The organism is Mycobacterium canetti CIPT 140010059 (assembly GCF_000253375.1).
In the GTDB taxonomy this organism is placed as follows: domain Bacteria; phylum Actinomycetota; class Actinomycetes; order Mycobacteriales; family Mycobacteriaceae; genus Mycobacterium; species Mycobacterium tuberculosis.
The window spans coordinates 1013305-1032214 of sequence record NC_015848.1 but is presented as its reverse complement, the minus strand read 5'-3'; the positions used below and the strand labels follow the sequence as shown (position 1 = coordinate 1032214).

The following is an 18910-nucleotide window of genomic DNA, read 5'->3' as shown; positions in this document are numbered from 1 at the left end:
CTACACTCACACCCGCCGCACCCCGACGACCGGACGCCACAAACACCGCCAACCCCCCCCCGCCGCCGGAGGGGTCTATCGCTGATTCGGTGTAAGTGGTTCTGACCGCCCCCGGCGTGGGGCAGAAGGAATCACTGCTATGACCAAACACACTCAAGGGCATGGATGCTGCTCAGGTGATAGAGCCGGCTCACGCCGGCCAGGACGTGGATGAGGCGGCCGTTGCGGCCCGTGAGCTCTCCGGTGCCGAGCGGGCGCTGGTGGGTGATCTGGTACGCCAGGCACGCGCTGAGGGGGTCGCATTGACCGGCCCTGACGGGTTGCTCAAGGCGCTGACCAAGACGGTGCTCGAAGCCGCCCTGCAAGAGGAGATGACCGAACACCTCGGCTACGACAGGCACGCCGCAGCCGGGCGTGGAAGTGGAAACTCACGCAACGGATCTCGTAACAAGAAGGTGATAACCGATGCGTGCGGACAGGTCGAGATTGCGGTGCCCCGTGACCGCAACGGCACCTTCGAGCCGGTGATCGTGGGCAAACGTAAGCGCCGGGTCACCGATGTGGACCGGGTGGTGTTGTCGCTGTACGCCAAAGGCCTGACCACCGGCGAGATCGCGGCTCACTTCGCCGACGTTTACGGGGTGTCGGTGTCCAAGGACACCATCTCGCGGATCACCGACCGGGTCATCGAGGAGATGCAGGCGTGGTGGTCCAGGCCGCTGGAGAAGGTCTACGCCGCGGTGTTCATCGACGCGATCATGGTCAAGATCCGCGACGGGCAGGTCCGCAACCGGCCGGTCTACGCCGCGATCGGCGTCGACCTCGACGGCCACAAGGACATCCTGGGGATGTGGGCCGGCGAAGGCGACGGTGAGTCAGCCAAATTTTGGCTGGCAGTGCTCACCGACCTGCGCAATCGTGGGGTCAAAGACATCTTCTTCCTGGTCTGCGACGGCCTCAAAGGGTTGCCCGACAGCGTGTCCGCGGCGTTCCCGTTGACCACGGTGCAGACCTGCATCATCCATCTGATCCGCAACACTTTCCGGTATGCCTCCCGCAAGTACTGGGACAAGATCAGCGTCGACCTCAAGCCGATCTACACCGCAGCCAGTGCCGCTGAGGCCAGGTTGCGCTACGAGGAGTTCGCCGAGAAATGGGGTAAGCCTTACCCGGCGATCACACGGCTGTGGGACAGCGCGTGGGAAGAGTTCATTCCGTTCCTGGACTATGATGTCGAAATACGGCGAGTCCCGTGTTCTACCAACGCAATTGAAAGTCTCAATGCGCGCTACCGGCGGGCGGTGCGGGCACGTGGACACTTCCCGAACGAACAGTCAGCACTCAAGACGCTCTACCTGGTCACCCGCTCCCTGGATCCCAAGGGCACCGGGCAAACCAAGTGGGCCGTACGCTGGAAGCCAGCGCTCAACGCCCTGGCGATCACGTTCGCCGATCGCATGCCAGCCGCCGAAGAACGCTGACCGAAAGAAAAATCCCGAGAAACGCCACTTACACCGAATATCGGACAGTCCCGGCCGGCGCGGCGAACGGCTAGGTTTTAGTCAGGTATTCAAAGGCGTCCCCGCCCTCGTAGCTCAGGGGATAGAGCACGGCTCTCCTAAAGCCGGTGTCGCAGGTTCGAATCCTGCCGGGGGCACTCTGTGTTTGCGCAGTTCAGCCATGGTTTTCAGGTGTCAGCCGAGTGGTCGTGGCTTGTTCTGGTCGATGCTGTGGTCGGTGATTGGTTGGTATCAGATGACGTAGCCTGGCTCTCGATAGTCAATCGCGTAGCATCAGTCGCCAATTAGCGCGCGAGCGTCTTTCATCAACAGCATTAGGTGCAGCGGATCGGTCGGCGAGATCTCGAAGTCGAAGTGGACGTAGAACGCGCGGGCCTCATCGTGCAACGCATGAACAAGAATCGCCCGCAGCCCGATCGAGTCCGCAGCCTGGACACAGCGACCGATCGCATCACGCAGCAGATGACTGCCCAGGCCCCTGCCCTGTTCTTTGCGATCAACCGCCAACCGCGACAGCAGGATCACCGGCACGGGGTCAGGCATATTGCGGCGCACCCGTCCCGGAGCATCAGCGTGTGCGACCGACCCTGACGCTAGCGCATAGAAGCCGACTACCCAACCGTCACGGCACGTCACGAAACAGCGCGACCCTCCCTGCACATGGTTGGCCAACGCCCGCTTGCGCAAGTAATCGTCCAGACTGGGCTCGCCGCTGCTGAACCTCGTGACGTCATCGGCGTCGCTGATACGTCGCGGCGCGCTGTAGCCGCTCACCCCTCGGTGTCGAAAATGGACCGCGCGGCGAACAGCTTCTCCAACCGAGGCTTGTGTGAGACGGGCCGGTCCAGCGCGGCGAGGAACTCAGTCCACGCGGCATCGGTGAGTACGAAGAGCCGGCGGTCGGCCAGCACGTCGCGCGCGTGCGCCAACGCCGCTGTAACCGTGAAATTGGTGAGGTCAGTCCCCTCGGCCTCGGCGGCACGACGAATCAGCGCGTCCTGCTCAGGGGTCAGGCGCGCTGCAAGACGCTCGGTCTTCCGCTCAGGCTTGGTAGCCATGACATCAATTGTGTGCCTGATAGGCGTACAATTCAACGCTGGCAAGCCGCTACCACCCAGGCTCTGGCGATCCGCCTGCCGCCGCAGGCGCTGCTGCGTAGCCACCGGGATGACCGGCCGTGGCGCCATCCGAATGCCGCCCGCACGACACCACACGTTGGCCGTCACCGCCGCTCCCGCTCGGTGCAACTTGGGGCCGATTTGAGGATTTGCCGACCGAGCCTGCCGCGGACCAACGCGAGGGGCCAAGCTCCTCCGATAAGGACTTGATGTCGGGTCACGCCGTCGCGCGCCGCGCGACCTGTGCTATGGACGCGACCGTGGCGTGGTCGCCGGCCGCGGAGATCGACCCGGTCAGTGGCACACCAAAGGCCATCGGCTGACCAGCACCCTGGAGCATGACATCGTGCGCGACGATCCCGGCACCACCGTCGAGCTTCTCATGCCGCGGCGATTCATCCAGCGGTGCGCGTTTACCGGAAGTAGCCGGCTCCGGTCCAGGCAGCGGCGACCCGGCAGGTCGATAACACATCATCTCGATGATGTTGTGTTTCTTCGCGTTACGTGCCGATCAGACTCAAAAACATGATCGTCCAACGGATCTGGTGGTGCAGTGACGGTGAGAGCGCCGGTGTCGGGGTGGACTATATATGTGCCGCTATCGACATCACGGACAGCAATGAGCCCCGACAGCGTCGCCGAGATATCGTGGCGTCGCCGGTTTCCTGCCGCAACCACGTCAGGCACGGTGACGTGCAGCAGCCTAGGTGTGGCGGCCAGGTCGAAGTGGAACGCTTTGGTCATCGCATAGCACGCCACCACCATGACGATTGAGAACGGCAGGGCCGTGGCAATAGCGGCCGTCCGCAACGCGGTCAGTGACCCAGCACCTCCGATCAGGAGCAAAACGGCCGCGGCTACCCCCTCCAACACCGCCCAGTAGACCCTGGTCAGCTTGGGCGGGTCCAGCTCACCACCCGCTGACAAGATGTCGATGACCAACGAACCGGAGTCCGACGACGTAACGAAGAAGAACACGATCACCAGCACAGCAAGAACGCTGGTAATAGCCCCGATAGGCAAACCGGCCAGCAATCGGAAAAGCGATGTGTTGGTGTCTACCGCCCCGTTGACGAGCATGTCGCCGTTGTTGCGTTGCCGCAACAACGCCGAGTCACCGAAGATCGTAAACCATAGCGAGGCGATCACGGTGGGAACCAGCAGCACCGCCCCGATGAACTCCCGGATCGTCCGTCCCCGCGAAATCCGCGCGATGAACATCCCGACAAACGGAGCCCAGCTGATCCACCAACCCCAGTAGAAGATAGTCCAGTCGCCGAGCCAGCCGTCGTGCGAGAACGGCGCGGTGCGCAGCATGAATTGCGGAAGCGACTGGACGTAGCCTCCCAAATTTTGCACCCACGACTGCAGCAAGAAAAGTGTCGGCCCGAGCAACAACACGAACAGGGCCAATGCGGCGGCCAGCGCCATATTGATGTTCGACAGCCACTTCAAACCCTTGCTGACCCCACTGACCACCGACGCCGTCGCAGTGGCGGTGATGGCGGCGATCATGCCGACCATCCACCAGTTGTCCACCCGGATCCAGCCGAGATATTCCAGGCCGGAGGCGATCTGAGTGATACCGAAGCCCAGTGATGTGGCGACACCAAAGAGTGTTCCGACAATGGCGATGACGTCCACCGCGTGCCCCAAGGCGCCCTCTACACGGCCCCGACCCACGACCGGCTCCAGCAGCCAGCGCACCGACAAGGGGCGACCCCGCCGATAGGTCATGTACGCCATACCGAGGCCAACCACGACATAAATTGCCCAGGCGTGCAGGCCCCAGTGGAACACTGTCAGCGCCATCGCCTGGTTAGCCGCCGCATCAGTAAGCGCGGGCACGCCGCGTGACCGCGGTGGCCGCAGGTAGTGGCTGAGCGGCTCGGCCACCCCGTAGAAGACCAGGCCGATACCCATACCGGCACTAAACAGCATTGCCAGCCATGCCCAGAAGCTGAACTCGGGGAACTCATCGTCGCGGCCCAGCCGGATAGTGCCAATCCGGGAAATGCCGCAGTACAGCGCGAATACCACAAACCCGGTGGCAACCAGGATGTACCACCACCCGACGCCGCCGGTGATCGCGGAGTTCAGCCGAACGAACGCATTCTCGGCGACGCTCGAGTACACCACGGAAACGACGATCATGGCGACGATGACCACTGAAGCCGGAATGAAGACTGCGGGCTGAATACTCCGCAGGGCGTCGACGACGGCGTTCTGGTCACCGCGTTCTTTCGCTGACATATCTTCAAGCTCCGTTTCTCACCGCGTCCTCATCACGGCCACCGCAACGCCAAATCACCATCAACCAGACAAGCACAGACCTGTGCACCATGCTGAGTAACTACCGTCTCGGACAGCAAATGGCCAGGTGGAGCCGCGTTTGCCTGATCCAGGCTCACGCGTGGCGAGCGTAACGCCACTGCGAACAATCGAGCCAAATCTCGCCACGGCGTTACGCTAGGCGACAAAGTTCGCAGGTCGTTCGGGAATGGCGAATCATGGTTGTCAGCACGGTTTTTCAGCTACCGCCGACACCCGCATCTCAGACGTTTACCCATGCCGTCGGTGCAGAGCAACGCCAGACAACACAAAGTAGTCTAATTCCGTTATAAAGCAGACATTTCCGTGGTTATGTAGAAGATGTCGACCGATCAGATGAAGCGATCCGCGTCAGGTGGTATCCGATGTCTTTTGTGACCATCCAGCCGGTGGTCTTGGCAGCCGCGACGGGGGACTTGCCGACGATCGGTACCGCCGTGAGTGCTCGGAACACAGCCGTCTGTGCCCCGACGACGGGGGTGTTACCCCCTGCTGCCAATGACGTGTCGGTCCTGACGGCGGCCCGGTTCACCGCGCACACCAAGCACTACCGAGTGGTGAGTAAGCCGGCCGCGCTGGTCCATGGCATGTTCGTGGCCCTCCCGGCGGCCACCGCCGATGCGTATGCGACCACCGAGGCCGTCAATGTGGTCGCGACCGGTTAAGGAGGTTGCTGGCAATGGATTTCGGGCTTTTACCTCCGGAAGTGAATTCAAGCCGAATGTATTCCGGTCCGGGGCCGGAGTCGATGCTAGCCGCCGCGGCCGCCTGGGACGGTGTGGCCGCGGAGTTGACTTCCGCCGCGGTCTCGTATGGATCGGTGGTGTCGACGCTGATCGTTGAGCCGTGGATGGGGCCGGCGGCGGCCGCGATGGCGGCCGCGGCAACGCCGTATGTGGGGTGGCTGGCCGCCACGGCGGCGCTGGCGAAGGAGACGGCCACACAGGCGAGGGCAGCGGCGGAAGCGTTTGGGACGGCGTTCGCGATGATGGTGCCACCATCCCTCGTCGCGGCCAACCGCAGCCGGTTGATGTCGCTGGTCGCGGCGAACATTCTGGGGCAAAACAGTGCGGCGATCGCGGCTACCCAGGCCGAGTATGCCGAAATGTGGGCCCAAGACGCTGCCGTGATGTACAGCTATGAGGGGGCATCTGCGGCCGCGTCGGCGTTGCCGCCGTTCACTCCACCCGTGCAAGGCACCGGCCCGGCCGGGCCCGCGGCCGCAGCCGCGGCGACCCAAGCCGCCGGTGCGGGCGCCGTTGCGGATGCACAGGCGACACTGGCCCAGCTGCCCCCGGGGATCCTGAGCGACATTCTGTCCGCATTGGCCGCCAACGCTGATCCGCTGACATCGGGACTGTTGGGGATCGCGTCGACCCTCAACCCGCAAGTCGGATCCGCTCAGCCGATAGTGATCCCCACCCCGATAGGGGAATTGGACGTGATCGCGCTCTACATTGCATCCATCGCGACCGGCAGCATTGCGCTCGCGATCACGAACACGGCCAGACCCTGGCACATCGGCCTATACGGGAACGCCGGCGGGCTGGGACCGACGCAGGGCCATCCACTGAGTTCGGCGACCGACGAGCCGGAGCCGCACTGGGGCCCCTTCGGGGGCGCGGCGCCGGTGTCCGCGGGCGTCGGCCACGCAGCATTAGTCGGAGCGTTGTCGGTGCCGCACAGCTGGACCACGGCCGCCCCGGAGATCCAGCTCGCCGTTCAGGCAACACCCACCTTCAGCTCCAGCGCCGGCGCCGACCCGACGGCCCTAAACGGGATGCCGGCAGGCCTGCTCAGCGGGATGGCTTTGGCGAGCCTGGCCGCACGCGGCACGACGGGCGGTGGCGGCACCCGTAGCGGCACCAGCACTGACGGCCAAGAGGACGGCCGCAAACCCCCGGTAGTTGTGATTAGAGAGCAGCCGCCGCCCGGAAACCCCCCGCGGTAAAAGTCCGGCAACCGTTCGTCGCCGCGCGGAAAATGCCTGGTGAGCGTGGCTATCCGACGGGCCGTTCACACCGCTTGTAGTAGCGTACGGCTATGGACGACGGTGTCTGGATTCTCGGAGGCTATCAGAGCGATTTTGCTCGCAACCTCAGCAAAGAGAACCGCGACTTCGCCGACCTGACTAGGGAGGTCGTCGACGGCACGCTCACCGCGGCCAAGGTGGACGCCGCCGACCTAGCCGCTGCGGGAGTCGTCCACGTCGCGAACGCCTTCGGCGAGATGTTCGCCCGTCAAGGCCACCTCGGCGCGATGCCGGCCACTGTCTGCGACGATCTCTGGGACACGCCGGCCACCCGGCACGAGGCCGCGTGCGCGTCCGGCAGCGTGGCGACGCTCGCGGCGATGGCCGACCTGCGATCAGGCGCGTACCACGTCGCGCTCGTCGTGGGCCTAGAGCTGGAGAAGACCGTGCCCGGCGACACCGCGGCCGAGCATCTGAGTGCCGCGGCCTGGACCGGGCACGAAGGAGCCGAGGCCCGCTACTTATGGCCGTCGATGTTCGCTCAGGTCGCCGACGAATACGACCGGCGATACGGTTTGGATGACACTCACCTGCGGGCCATCGCTCAACTCAACTTCGCCAACGCCCGCCGCAACCCCAATGCGCAGACCCGCGGCTGGACGATCCCCGACCCGATCACCGATGACGACGCGACCAACCCGATCACCGAAGGCCGGCTGCGGCGGTTCGACTGCAGCGCGATGACCGACGGCGGTGCGGGATTGGTCCTGGTCAGCGACGCCTACCTGCGCGACCATCGCGACGCGCGCCCGATCGGCCGCATCGACGGCTGGGGACATCGCACCGTCGGGTTGGGTCTGCGGCAGAAACTGGACCGCGTCGCCCAGGGCGACTCGGCCCCCTACCTACTGCCGCACGTGCGGGCCACAGTGCTGGACGCCCTGCGCCGCGCCCGGGTGACCCTCGACGATCTGGACGGGATCGAGGTGCACGACTGCTTCACCCCCAGCGAATACCTGGCCATCGATCACATCGGGTTGACCGGCCCCGGGGAATCTTGGAAGGCCATCGAGAACGGAGAGATCGAGATCGGCGGGCGGCTACCCATCAACCCCAGCGGAGGACTGATCGGTGGCGGACATCCGGTCGGGGCTTCCGGTGTGCGGATGCTGCTCGACGCGGCCAAACAGGTGAGCGGCATTGCCGGTGACTATCAGGTCGAGAACGCCGAAGCGTTCGGCACGCTGAATTTCGGTGGCAGCACGGCCACCACGGTCAGTTTCGTTGTCAGCACCACACGAGGATCGTGAAATGGACATCACGATTGTCGGCAAGTACTTGTCGACCCTTCCCGAAGACGACGACCACCCCTATCGCACCGGTCCGTGGCGACCACAGACCACCGAATGGGATGCCGACGACCTGACCACCGTGACAGGCGAAGTCCCCGCCGACCTGGACGGCATCTACCTGCGCAACACCGAGAACCCGCTACACCCGGCATTCGCGACCTACCACCCCTTCGATGGCGACGGCATGATCCATGTCGTCGGCTTCCGTGATGGAAAAGCCTTCTACCGCAACCGATTTATTCGCACCGATGGATTCTTGGCCGAGAACGAGGCCGGCGGGCCGCTGTGGCCGGGTCTGGCAGAACCGGTGCAACTGGCCAAGCGGGAACACGGCTGGGGCGCTCGTGGCCTCATGAAGGACGCGTCGAGCACCGACGTCATCGTCCACCGAGGTATCGCGCTGACTAGCTTCTACCAGTGCGGCGATCTGTATCGGATCGACCCGTACTCGGCCAATACGCTCGGCAAGGAGAGCTGGCACGGAAGGTTTCCGTTCGACTGGGGCGTGTCGGCACATCCGAAGGTAGACAACAAGACCGGCGAACTGTTGTTCTTCAACTACAGCAAGCAAGAGCCGTATATGCGCTACGGCGTTGTCGACCAGAACAATGAGCTTGTGCACTATGTCGATGTTCCGCTGCCCGGGCCGCGGCTACCGCATGACATGGCGTTCACCGAAAATTACGTAATCCTCAACGATTTTCCACTGTTCTGGGATCCCAGGCTGCTCGAGCGCGACGTGCACCTACCACGCTTCTATCCGGAGATTCCATCTCGGTTTGCGGTTGTTGCTCGCCGAGGCAACGACATTCGCTGGTTCGAAGCCGATCCAACGTTCGTGTTGCACTTCACCAACGCCTACGAGCAGGGCGACGAGATCGTGCTCGACGGCTTCTACGAAGGCGATCCGCAGCCACTTGACACCGGAGGAACGAAGTGGGAGAAGCTGTTTCGGTTCCTGGCTCTGGATCGGTTGCAGTCCCGGCTGCATCGGTGGCGGCTCAATATGGTGACCGGGGCAGTCCACGAGGAGCAACTGTCCGAGTCCATCACCGAGTTCGGAACCATCAACGCCGATTACGCGGCCAGCAGCTACCGTTACACCTATGCCGCTACCGGCAAACCGAGTTGGTTCCTGTTCGACGGACTGGTTAAGCACGATCTGCTCACCGGCAACCACGAGTGTTACTCGTTCGGTGACGGCGTCTACGGAAGTGAGACCGCGATGGCTCCACGGGTGGGCAGCAGCGCCGAGGACGACGGCTATCTGGTCACCCTCACCACCGACATGAACGACGACGCATCGTATTGCCTGGTTTTCGACGCGGCGCGCCCCGGCGATGGCCCGATATGCAAGCTTGCACTGCCGGAACGTATTTCCAGCGGCACGCATTCGGCGTGGGTGCCGGGCGCCGAGTTGCGTCGCTGGGATCACGCAGAGTCGCCGGCGGCTGCCGTTGGGCTATGAATTGCACCGAGCCGGAAAATCCGCAGCAAAACTGCGAGTAGCGGCCTGCAGAAGTGCAGCCTCGGCGAAACGGAGTAGCGGTGGACAACGAAAAGCGCCGCCGAACAACGCACTGGCCCGAGGGATTGGCGTCAATCGGCCCCGCCCGTCGAACTTGGAAGAGACAGTGCGGTTCTACCGTGATCTGGTGGGAATGCTCGACCAGACCTTCGCCGAAAGCTACGGAAGCAACGGCGCGATATTCGGCCTTCCCAGCTCGAGCCTGACGCTGGAAATCGTCGAAACAGACCATCACGAACAGCTGTGCCGGTATTGCTCGGACAAGCGGGGGCAGCAAGCCGCACTTACTGGCCTGCAAGAGGTGGCGACCCAGCCGGTGGAACAACGCCCCCTTTGAGAAGCTACCGGAGCCGTCATCTATCGCGACCCGGATGGCCGCGAGGTTGTGTTTGCGCCTTTCGTGTACGGGGCCACCCAATCGGGAGCCAGCCCCGCACGGGAAAACACGAGTTCCGCCGGGCTGAAACGTTCTACCGCACCACTTCACGATGGCGACGACGCCCAGGCGAAGCGGCCGACACCGCAGCCCACAACGAGCAACCCACCGCGCACACCCCGCCGGCGGCACCGAAGTACAGCCCGTATTCGGCTGACACGGGTGGGTTGACGTTGAGCTTGTAGTACCACACCGTGAGTGCCACGATGAGCAGCGAGACGACCAGCGCGGCAATCGAGGAAAGCTTCACCGACAGGCCGCGTCCCGCCATCGCGCCAACCACCAGCAGCGTCGAGGAAAGCAAGACGATGAGCTGACCCGGGCCGAACCCGTGCGGGAGCTCCAGGCTGCCGTGTGTGCCCCCAATGGCGTTGACCCAGCCTCCACCGCCGACGGTCGTCGTCAGCCAAGGCATCCAGGTGCTGGCCGCGATGACCGCGGCGGAAAGTGCCACGAGCCAACCAGGGCGCAGGCGGCGCGTCATGGTTGTGACACTAATACTGCGCATGGGCGGGTCGCCGCGCGCCACGCGGCAGCCCGATTCGCCATTACGCCTGCAGAGACGACAAATTGAAGACAACGCCCATCGGGTCGGCTGCCGCGGCCAATCGGCCATACGGGGTGTTCTCGGCGGCCCGCACCACACTTCCGCCGTTGTCGCAGATCACCCGCAACGTCTCGTCAACGTCCTCGGCACCAAAGAATATGGTCCAATTCGACGGAACGCCTTCGGGGAGACAGGAGCTGCCGTCCATCACACCGAGCAATTGCTGATCGTCGAACCATGCTGTGGTGTAGCAGAATTCGTCAGTGTCGGAAATCTGTTCGGTGCGCCACCCGAAGACCTGGCGGTAGAAGTCTATGACGGAACGGTAGTCGCGCGTCGTCAGCTGATGCCAGACGGGCGAGCCGGCTTCACCGATCACCTCGAAGCCGTGGTGCTGCAGCGGCTGCCACAGGCCGAAGGCCGCACCCGACGGATCGACCGCCAGGCTCATGAAGCCCTTGCCGGGTACTTCCATCGGGTCCAGGCACGACGAACCGCCCGCGGCAGCCAACTTGGCCACGGTCGCGCCGATGTCGACGGTATGAAAGTAGGTGGCCCAGCCGTCGGGAGACTGAAACTCGGGCCGATTGGCCATCAGGCCGGCGACCGGGTGACCGCCCTTGGCGGCATTGATGTATCCGCCGTAGTCGGGTCCCGCGGACTCGAACGCCCAGCCGAACACCGTGCCGTAGAAATCTTGGGCACGGTCGACGTCCGAAGTCGTCAAGTCGATCCAGCAGGGTGCGCCCAGCGGCGCGCTACTACGAGTAGGCACGGATGACCTCCTAGTCTGTGTCGGGCCCTGGATCAGGGTTCACAGGTACCGACCGCCCCGGAGTCTGAAACTCATCGACACCGATCACGTTCGCCGGTCAGCCGGCAAACACCGTGACGAAGTTCTGCAGCGATTCGCGGATGTCGGCTCGCAATGCAGCGGCGACGATCATGCCGATCGGCCCGAGCAGGGCCGGGCCGCCGAGGTGCACATCGAAGCTGACGACGGAGCCGTGCTCTTTCGGCGCTACCTTAGCGATCAGCTTGACTTTGACACCACCCACACCGTCGCCGTTGAGCGTCATGCCCTCCGGGGGTTTGTACCGCACGATCGTCCACTTGATCCGGTTGGGCATGCCCTTGACCTCGACATACGACTCGACGACCGTGCCCTTCTCGAGCACTTCGGGCAACTTGCTGCGCCATACCTTGTGGATGGTCAGCCACTCTCGGTAACGAGTCAGATCGGAGGCGTGCATCCAGGCTTCCTCCGGTGGCAGCGGTACGTCGATGGATCCGGACAGTTTCGCCATGCGTGCTAGCTCTGCTGGTCGCTCATGCCGACGACGTTGCTGGCCGCGTCCTGCAGCTTGTGGATGGCGTCAGAATAATTGCCTTGCGTCTGCTCGTCGACGAATTCGCCCGCTTTGTTGATCACCGTCTCGACCTTGTCGGCGTTCTGCGACAGCAGGTTCTTTACCTTGTCCAGGATTCCCATGCGTACCGTTTCTTGCCACGAGCTTGGCCCCAGTATCCTCTGGTGAACCCTACTTGTCGCGGTGCGGTTGACTGCAACCAGCCCTTAGAACCGGTCGGGAAAAGCCCGAAAGCTGGCTGCCGGTGTTACCCACCCGCGAGAGCGGCGTCGAGCAGTGTGGTGTCGCTGCCCAGCCTGAGGCCTAGCGGATCTCACCGATGTTGATTTCCCGGACCATGATGGGAGTAATCGCGGAGTCGGTCGGTGCTGTGGTCTCGATCGACAGACCGACGATATGCACCACCAACCATCCAACAGCTCACGGGCGGTCACCGGGGCCGCGCGGAGATCCGCTCTACCGAGTACGACACACCCCGCGCACGCGCTACCCACCGCTCAACACACGGCAAAATGTGCTGGGGCTTCTCCCAGCGCCTGATCGCCGCCTACGCCCACCCCGACCGGCGCCGCGGCAAGACCATGATGACCGAGATCATCCACGCGCTGCGCAGCGGTGTCCCCCACGCACTCGAAGAACTCGCCCAGCTCGGCCGCACCCGGTGGCGACGACGTGCCGACGTGCTGGTCTACTTTGACCACCACACCTCCAACGGCCCTACCGAAGCCATCAATGGCCGCCTGGAAGCACTACGCCGCAACGCCCTCGGATTGCCCGAACTGCGGGCGCTAATGCGCGGCGATTCGCGGTTATCGCCACACTCTCGGTTTCACACCGAGCATCCTGCTTCGGATCCACCACATCGCCTCAATGGTCGCCGCACCCACCACGCCAACCGCCAGCGCGATTGACGTCGTCGCCAGGTTCGAGGCATCCAGCAGGAACTTCTCCCGCGCCAGCGGAAGGCTGAAGATCACCACATAGGCCAGTCCGGAGGCAAGCACCAGCGCCAGTCGCCACCACTGATAGGGCCGTGCGATCACCGCCAGCACCCATAACGCGGTCATCAACAACGTGATCAGCGCAGCGGTCGACGCCTGTTCCTGCTCCTGCCACGAGGCGTAGCGACCCTGGTAAGCGGCCAGATAGGTGACGAAAGTCGCGACACCGATGACTAGTCCGAACGGCACCGCAGACGTCATAACTCGCCGAACGAAGCCCGGATAGGCCCGCTCGTTGTTGGGCGCCAAGGACAGGATGAACGCTGGGATCCCGATAGTGAACCAGGCCGCGATGGTGACGTGGATCGGCTGGAACGGGAACAACAGCGGATCACGCCGCAGCGGTATGGCAATTAAGCACTCAATACCCACCAGCAGCGCCAGCAACACGGAATACACCGTCTTAGTCAGGAATAGATTGGCGACCCGTTCGATATTGCCGATGACCCGACGCCCCTCGCCGACCACATGGGGCAGCGTGGCAAACCGGTTGTTCAGCAACACGATCTGTGCCACCGCACGCGAGGCCGGGCTGCCCGAGCCCATCGCCACACCGATATCAGCGTCCTTGAGGGCAAGCACGTCGTTGACGCCGTCGCCGGTCATCGCCACGGTATGCCCGTGTGATTGCAGAGCATGCACGATCGCACGCTTCTGGTCCGGCCGCACACGGCCAAAACTGGTGTAAGAGTCCAGTGTGTCGGCCAGTTCTTCGCGGCCCGTCGGCAGCGCACGCGCATCCATCGCCTCGCCATGCAGCCCGAGCCGGTCGGCGACCGCACCAACCGACACCGCGTTGTCACCGGAGATCACCTTGACCGAAACATTCTGAACAGCAAAATAATCCAGCGTTTCACGGGCGTCGGGCCGCACCTTCTGCTCCAGCACAACCAGCGCTACCGGGGTGACCTGACCCGGCGCTTGGGCATGGTCGACGGCCACACTGCCAGCAGCCAGCAGCAGCACCCGCAATCCCTGCGCTCCGATCCGCTCGGCCTGTCTGGCCGCCACCGAAGCCGGATCGAGCAGCACGTCGGGCGCGCCGATCACCCAGTTACCGTGATCGCGAAAGGAGACGCCGCTCCACTTGGTGGCCGACTTGAAAGGCGCGTTCGCGGCCACGACCCAGCCCGGCGGCGAGTGAAAGGCCTCGGCGATTGCCTGCATGCTCGCGTTGGGACGGGCGTCGGCGGCGGCCAGGGCGGCCAGCACATCGGCGACACTTTCCTGTCGACCAGCCCCGTCGAGCTCTTCGACCTCGCAGACCCGCATGCCACTTTCGGTCAGTGTGCCGGTCTTGTCGGCGCAGACCACGTCCACCCGCGCCAACCCCTCGATGGCGGGCAACTCTTGCACCAGGCATTGACGCTGGCCGAGCCTGACCACCCCGACGGCGAAGGCGATCGAGGTCATCAGCACCAGGCCTTCGGGAACCATCGGCACCAGCGCGCCCACCATCCGCAACACGGATTCCCGCCATCCCACGTGTGTGGTGAACAACTGGGTGTAGATGGTCAGCAGGCCGGCCGGCACCAACAAGTAAGTGATGAACTGCAGAATCCTGTTGATGCCGTTGCGCAATTCGGATTTCACCAGGGTGAACTTGCTGGCCTCGGCGGCCAGTTTGGCTGCATATGCTTCGCTGCCGACCTTGGTGGCGCGGTAGGCGCCGGCACCGGAGACGACGAAACTGCCCGACATCACGGTATCGCCAGCGTCTTTGGCAATCGGGTCGGCCTCGCCGGTCAGCAATGATTCGTCGATCTCCAAGTTTTCCTCCTCGACGACCTCGCCGTCGACGACAACCTGGTCCCCGGGCCCAAGTTCGATGATGTCGTCCAGCACCACCTCGTTGGTCGACCGCGTGCGCGTTCCGGATTGCCTGCGCACCAACGGTTTCGCCTGTCCGATGATCGCGAGTTTGTCCAGCGTCTGCTTGGCACGGATCTCCTGGACCATGCCGATGACGCTGTTGGCGATGATGAGCAGGCCGAACATCCCGTTGATCAACGAGCCCGTCGCCAAGACGATGAGCAGCAAAACGCCCAGAATCGCGTTGATCCGCGTGAATACGTTGGCCCGGACGATCTGCCCGACGGTGCGGGTGACCCGTTCCGGGATATCGTTGCTCTTGCCTTCGGCGACCCGTTGCGCCACTTCGGCATCGGTCAAACCGGCTGTCGCCGAAGCCGAACGGGTCATCGGGTAAACGTTCCCAGCTTGTCGGCGTCGTAGTATTCCAGGTTTAACGTGTCGCCGGCGAAGGTGGCCTTGGAAATCGATCCGGGCAATGCGTTTTCGGTCGACAACGTGAACGTGAAAGTGTCGCCGTCCCAGTGCGTCAAATCGAACGTCTGGTTCTTCGGCCCCAGCGACAGGCGCAGTTGGCCGTCGTGGTAGGTCACGGTGGCGGGCCCCCAGTAGTCGTTGGCGTACACGCCGACGTAGTCGTTCAGCGGTCTGCTCGGCGCTGGGTTGGCCGGGGATTGCTTGCCGACCAGCGAGCCCGCGAGCTCGTTCAGCGGGGCAAATGCCTTCTTGTACAGGGCCGCCCAGTCCTCGCGTACCTGGCCGTACTGCACCAAGTCCATGAATTCGGCGGTCAGCGTCTCCGGCACGCCGATGGGCCCGGCGTTGGTCAGCGCGATGATGGCCAGGTCTTCGGAGGGCAGCACCACGAAATTCGCCGCGGCACCCAGCCCGAAGGCGCCGGAATGGCTGTACTCGGTGCGTCCCGAAGAGGTTACCCCCACGTTGAATCCGTAGCCATAGAAGCTGGCCCGCGCTCTCGGTGACACCGGGTGTCGAGAGATCACCTGCGGCGTGTAGACGGGGAGCAGGGCCTCCGGCGACGTGATCCGACGGCCGTTGTACACGCCGTCGGCCAGCACCATGGCCAGCCAGTGCGTCATGTCGTTAAGAGACGAACTCACCCCGCCCGCAGGTGATTGGGCGTCGGGATCGCGCTGGTAGCGCGCCTCCCATCGGTCTGCGACCTTGACGTGGTTGACCGCATGGTTGGGCCTGGCCAGAAAGTCGGTGAACCGGGAACTCGTAGACCCCATCCCCAACGGGCGGTAGAGCACCTCGTCGGACAGGTCCTCCCAGGACTGGCCGGCCGCGGCCGCGACCGCTTCGGCCGCCGCGGTCACACCAAAGTTGGTGTAGGCATAGCTGATTCGAAACGGTGCCAGCGGCAGGTATTTCAGCCGCTGCAGTACCTGTCGACGGTCATAACCCAAATCCTCCAACAGATCACCCGCATGGTCGGGCAGGCCGGAGCGATGCGAGTAGAGGTCAGCAATGGTTACCTGGCCGGTGACGTAGGGATCGCGAAGGGCAAACCACGGCAGCTTCGATACGACGGGCGTATCCCAGGTCACGACGTTGTCGGTTACCGCATGCGCCACCACCGTGGCGCCGACCGATTTGGACACCGACGCCAACTGAAAGACGGTGTCGGCGTCCACCTTGTTGTCCGGACCACCACCTTTGCCCACGTCTCTGACACCGAACCCTTTGGCATACAACGTCTTTCCGCCATGGACTATCGCCACTGCCATTCCGGGTATGCCGGTATTCTGCATCAGCTCGCCGACCAGGCCGTCGACCTTTGCCACGGCATCGTCGATGCGGCCAGCGGGGATCTGTATCGCTGACCTCTCATTGGGAGAGGCATCGGGCAACCCGGACGGCGGGCCAAGTGCCTGGTGCGCGGATCCGCAACCCGTTAACGTCAGCAACATCACCATGGCGGCCGTTGCCGCTCGTTTGGTCATGGCCGCAGATAGTAGCCAACGCGGCCGGAACACTCGGTGGTTTGATCGCCTCGGCTCGCCCCCTAGCACCATTAGCCGGGCGCTGCGGGGAATTACAGCCGCCACCATGGGTGCAATCTCATGGGCCCGGTCGGGTCGACCCGCTGACCGGGTAGCGGCACGGCTACCGTGACGTGCTCGGGTTCAGCCGCCGCGAGCAGCCGCTCGACCGGCTCGCCCCACGGATGGGGGGCCAGCCGGAAGGTGCCCCAGTGCACCGGCACCAGCATTCCCGAGCCAGAATCGGTGACGTCCAGGTGCGCCCGGACCGCCTCCTCGGGGTTCATGTGGATGTCCGGCCACGCCGTGTTGTAGGCCCCGATGGGCAGCAGGGTCAGGTCGAACGGTCCGTGGTCCGCGCCGATCTGGGTGAAGCTCTTGGTGTATCCGGTATCACCGCCGAAGTAGGCGCGATGGTTCGGCCCAACAAACGCCCACGAGGCCCACAGTGTGGTGTTGCGGCTCAGGAACCGTCCCGAGAAGTGCCGTGCCGGCACGCAGACCACGGTGAGCTCATCGACCTGAGCGCTCTGGTTCCAGTCGAGCTCAACAATGCGATCCTGCGGAACACCCCACGACCGAAGGTGGGCGCCGACCCCGAGCGGCACAAGGAACGGGGCCCGTTGCATGCCGACCAGCGCAACCACGGTGTCGATATCGAGATGGTCGTAGTGGTCGTGGCTGATGACCACGGCGTCGACGGCCGGGAGAGCTGCCAGTTGCACCGGCGGCGGATGCAGCCGCTGGGGGCCGACGACGTCGGACGGTGAGCACCGATCGCTCCACACCGGATCGGTAAGCACCCGGTAGCCGTCGATTTCCAGCAGCGCCGTCGAGTGACCGAACCAGCTGACGGCGAGCCGGCTGGCGTCACCCCGGTAGATATTCGGCGAGGCCAACGGGATCGGCGCCGCCGGCCGGCTCGCACTGTGTCTGGCCACTAACTCCCACACGATGAGCCGAAGCTCCTCGCGATCCAGGGTGAACATCGACGCGGGATCCAGGTTGACGAAGGCGCCGTCACGATAGTTCGGCGATTGCTCCGACACAGCCCTGATCGACGCCGCGTCGGCACCGAGCGCGGCCGGCGTGCCGTGCAGCGCACGCAACAGCCACGTGCCGGCGGCCAGCGAGGCGGTGCCGGCCGCCAGTCGTAGCGCTCGGCGCACCATGACGGTTAAGCCCCTTGGAACTTCGGCGGCCGCTTTTCCATCCTGGCAACCTGCGCTTCGATGACATCCTGGCTGCCCCAGGCTTTGTCGAAGAGTTCCTTATGGGCCGGCCACGCTTCCTCGATAGCGCCGTCGTCGTTGAGCACCCGCTTGGCGTGCTGGATAGCCAGTGGTGCCAGCCTGGCGATCTCGGCGGCCCAGGCCTGGGCGTCGACCAAAGTGCCAATGCGATTCGCCATTCCGGTGTGCAGTGCGATCTCGGCGGTCAGCTTTTCCGCGCTGAGCAGCATCGCGCGGGCACGTCCGTGCCCAACCAACGACGACAGCCGGCGGATGCTCCAGTTATCCAGGGCCAGACCGTATTTCGACGTCGGAAACTGGAAGAAGGCATCGGGCGCGACAACCCGCAGGTCGCATTGCATGGCAAGCTGCAAGCCGGCGCCGATGGCGGGACCGTTGATCGCGCCGACCACTGGCATCGGGGAGGCGTCCATCGCCTTGTGCAGCTCGATGAGCCGGTCGGGATAATCGGCGGCGAATGCGTCTCCGCTCAGGTCCGCGCCAGCGCAGAACGCGGTGCCTTGGCCGGTCAGCACGATCGCCCGAGCCGATCCATCCCCGGCTTTCCGGATGGCCTGCGTAAGCTCCTCGACCAGCTGGGAATTTAACGCGTTGCGGCGCTCCGGGCGTTGCAGCTCAATGGTCAGCACGGCTTCTGCCTGGGTGATACCGATCATTGGGTCAG

18 protein-coding genes, 1 tRNA gene and 1 pseudogene are annotated in these 18910 nt (G+C 64.0%); 8 read left to right on the top strand and 12 right to left on the bottom strand.

Annotated elements, in window-relative coordinates:
• Positions 1-161 precede the first annotated feature (161 nt).
• A complete protein-coding gene (locus MCAN_RS04820; RefSeq protein WP_014000499.1) occupies positions 162-1481 on the top strand; it encodes an IS256-like element IS1554 family transposase in 1320 nt (439 codons plus the stop codon).
• Positions 1482-1584: 103 nt separating this feature from the next.
• A tRNA-Arg gene (locus MCAN_RS04815) sits at positions 1585-1657 on the top strand.
• Between the two features lie 136 nt (positions 1658-1793).
• Here the strand turns inward: MCAN_RS04815 and MCAN_RS04810 are convergent.
• From MCAN_RS04810 to MCAN_RS04795, 4 genes are all read right to left on the bottom strand, one after another.
• Positions 1794-2294: a GNAT family N-acetyltransferase gene (locus MCAN_RS04810; protein WP_014000498.1), complete on the bottom strand. Its 501-nt coding sequence runs from the start codon at positions 2292-2294 to the stop codon at positions 1794-1796.
• Positions 2291-2767, bottom strand: a complete 477-nt coding sequence (locus MCAN_RS04805) for a type II toxin-antitoxin system TacA family antitoxin (protein WP_003404754.1) — start codon at positions 2765-2767, stop codon at positions 2291-2293. Before MCAN_RS04805 ends, MCAN_RS04810 begins: the two co-directional genes overlap by 4 nt.
• 88 nt (positions 2768-2855) lie before the next feature.
• On the bottom strand, positions 2856-3113 hold the full coding sequence (locus tag MCAN_RS04800; RefSeq protein ID WP_003404750.1) for a hypothetical protein: 258 nt from the start codon (positions 3111-3113) through the stop codon (positions 2856-2858).
• A complete protein-coding gene (locus MCAN_RS04795) occupies positions 3110-4891 on the bottom strand; it encodes a BCCT family transporter (RefSeq protein WP_014000497.1) in 1782 nt (593 codons plus the stop codon). The genes MCAN_RS04800 and MCAN_RS04795 overlap by 4 nt, the downstream gene beginning before the upstream one ends.
• A gap of 443 nt (positions 4892-5334) precedes the next feature.
• On the opposite strand from MCAN_RS04795, the gene MCAN_RS04790 reads away from it, so the two are divergent.
• From MCAN_RS04790 to MCAN_RS04770, 5 genes are all read left to right on the top strand, one after another.
• Positions 5335-5634, top strand: a complete 300-nt coding sequence (locus MCAN_RS04790; RefSeq protein WP_003404748.1) for a PE family protein — start codon at positions 5335-5337, stop codon at positions 5632-5634.
• A gap of 14 nt (positions 5635-5648) precedes the next feature.
• Positions 5649-6920, top strand: coding sequence for a PPE family protein (locus tag MCAN_RS04785; protein WP_014000496.1), 1272 nt, complete (start codon positions 5649-5651; stop codon positions 6918-6920).
• A 92-nt stretch (positions 6921-7012) separates the two neighbouring features.
• A complete protein-coding gene (locus MCAN_RS04780) occupies positions 7013-8251 on the top strand; it encodes an acetyl-CoA acetyltransferase (protein WP_014000495.1) in 1239 nt (412 codons plus the stop codon).
• A gap of 1 nt (position 8252) precedes the next feature.
• Positions 8253-9761: a carotenoid oxygenase family protein gene (locus tag MCAN_RS04775; protein WP_003404742.1), complete on the top strand. Its 1509-nt coding sequence runs from the start codon at positions 8253-8255 to the stop codon at positions 9759-9761.
• 166 nt (positions 9762-9927) lie between these two features.
• Positions 9928-10158, top strand: a complete 231-nt coding sequence (locus tag MCAN_RS04770; protein ID WP_003898642.1) for a hypothetical protein — start codon at positions 9928-9930, stop codon at positions 10156-10158.
• A gap of 133 nt (positions 10159-10291) precedes the next feature.
• Here MCAN_RS04770 and MCAN_RS04765 read toward each other — a convergent pair whose 3' ends face one another.
• The 4 genes from MCAN_RS04765 to MCAN_RS04750 form a co-directional block, all read right to left on the bottom strand.
• The gene (locus MCAN_RS04765) at positions 10292-10741 is read right to left on the bottom strand and encodes a hypothetical protein (protein ID WP_003404738.1); all 450 of its coding nucleotides are present in this window, start codon (positions 10739-10741) and stop codon (positions 10292-10294) included.
• A gap of 64 nt (positions 10742-10805) precedes the next feature.
• Positions 10806-11579 carry a VOC family protein gene (locus tag MCAN_RS04760; protein ID WP_003404735.1) on the bottom strand — a complete coding sequence of 258 codons (774 nt, stop codon included), beginning with the start codon at positions 11577-11579 and terminating at the stop codon, positions 10806-10808.
• A gap of 97 nt (positions 11580-11676) precedes the next feature.
• Entirely contained in the window at positions 11677-12111 is a 435-nt protein-coding gene (locus tag MCAN_RS04755; RefSeq protein WP_003404726.1) for a type II toxin-antitoxin system Rv0910 family toxin, read from the bottom strand.
• Between the two features lie 5 nt (positions 12112-12116).
• A complete protein-coding gene (locus MCAN_RS04750) occupies positions 12117-12296 on the bottom strand; it encodes an antitoxin (RefSeq protein WP_003404724.1) in 180 nt (59 codons plus the stop codon).
• A 243-nt stretch (positions 12297-12539) separates the two neighbouring features.
• On the opposite strand from MCAN_RS04750, the pseudogene MCAN_RS23840 reads away from it, so the two are divergent.
• Positions 12540-12956, top strand: a pseudogene (locus tag MCAN_RS23840) (transposase); the annotation flags it as partial.
• Between the two features lie 27 nt (positions 12957-12983).
• On the opposite strand, the gene MCAN_RS04740 reads toward MCAN_RS23840, so the two are convergent.
• The 4 genes from MCAN_RS04740 to MCAN_RS04725 form a co-directional block, all read right to left on the bottom strand.
• A complete protein-coding gene (locus tag MCAN_RS04740) occupies positions 12984-15377 on the bottom strand; it encodes a cation-translocating P-type ATPase (RefSeq protein ID WP_003898639.1) in 2394 nt (797 codons plus the stop codon).
• Positions 15374-16954: a serine hydrolase gene (locus tag MCAN_RS04735; protein WP_015287949.1), complete on the bottom strand. Its 1581-nt coding sequence runs from the start codon at positions 16952-16954 to the stop codon at positions 15374-15376. Before MCAN_RS04735 ends, MCAN_RS04740 begins: the two co-directional genes overlap by 4 nt.
• A gap of 92 nt (positions 16955-17046) precedes the next feature.
• Positions 17047-18165 carry an MBL fold metallo-hydrolase gene (locus tag MCAN_RS04730; RefSeq protein WP_003404705.1) on the bottom strand — a complete coding sequence of 373 codons (1119 nt, stop codon included), beginning with the start codon at positions 18163-18165 and terminating at the stop codon, positions 17047-17049.
• Positions 18166-18170: 5 nt separating this feature from the next.
• The gene (locus tag MCAN_RS04725; protein WP_014000493.1) at positions 18171-18902 is read right to left on the bottom strand and encodes an enoyl-CoA hydratase; all 732 of its coding nucleotides are present in this window, start codon (positions 18900-18902) and stop codon (positions 18171-18173) included.
• Between the last annotated feature and the right edge of the window lie 8 nt (positions 18903-18910).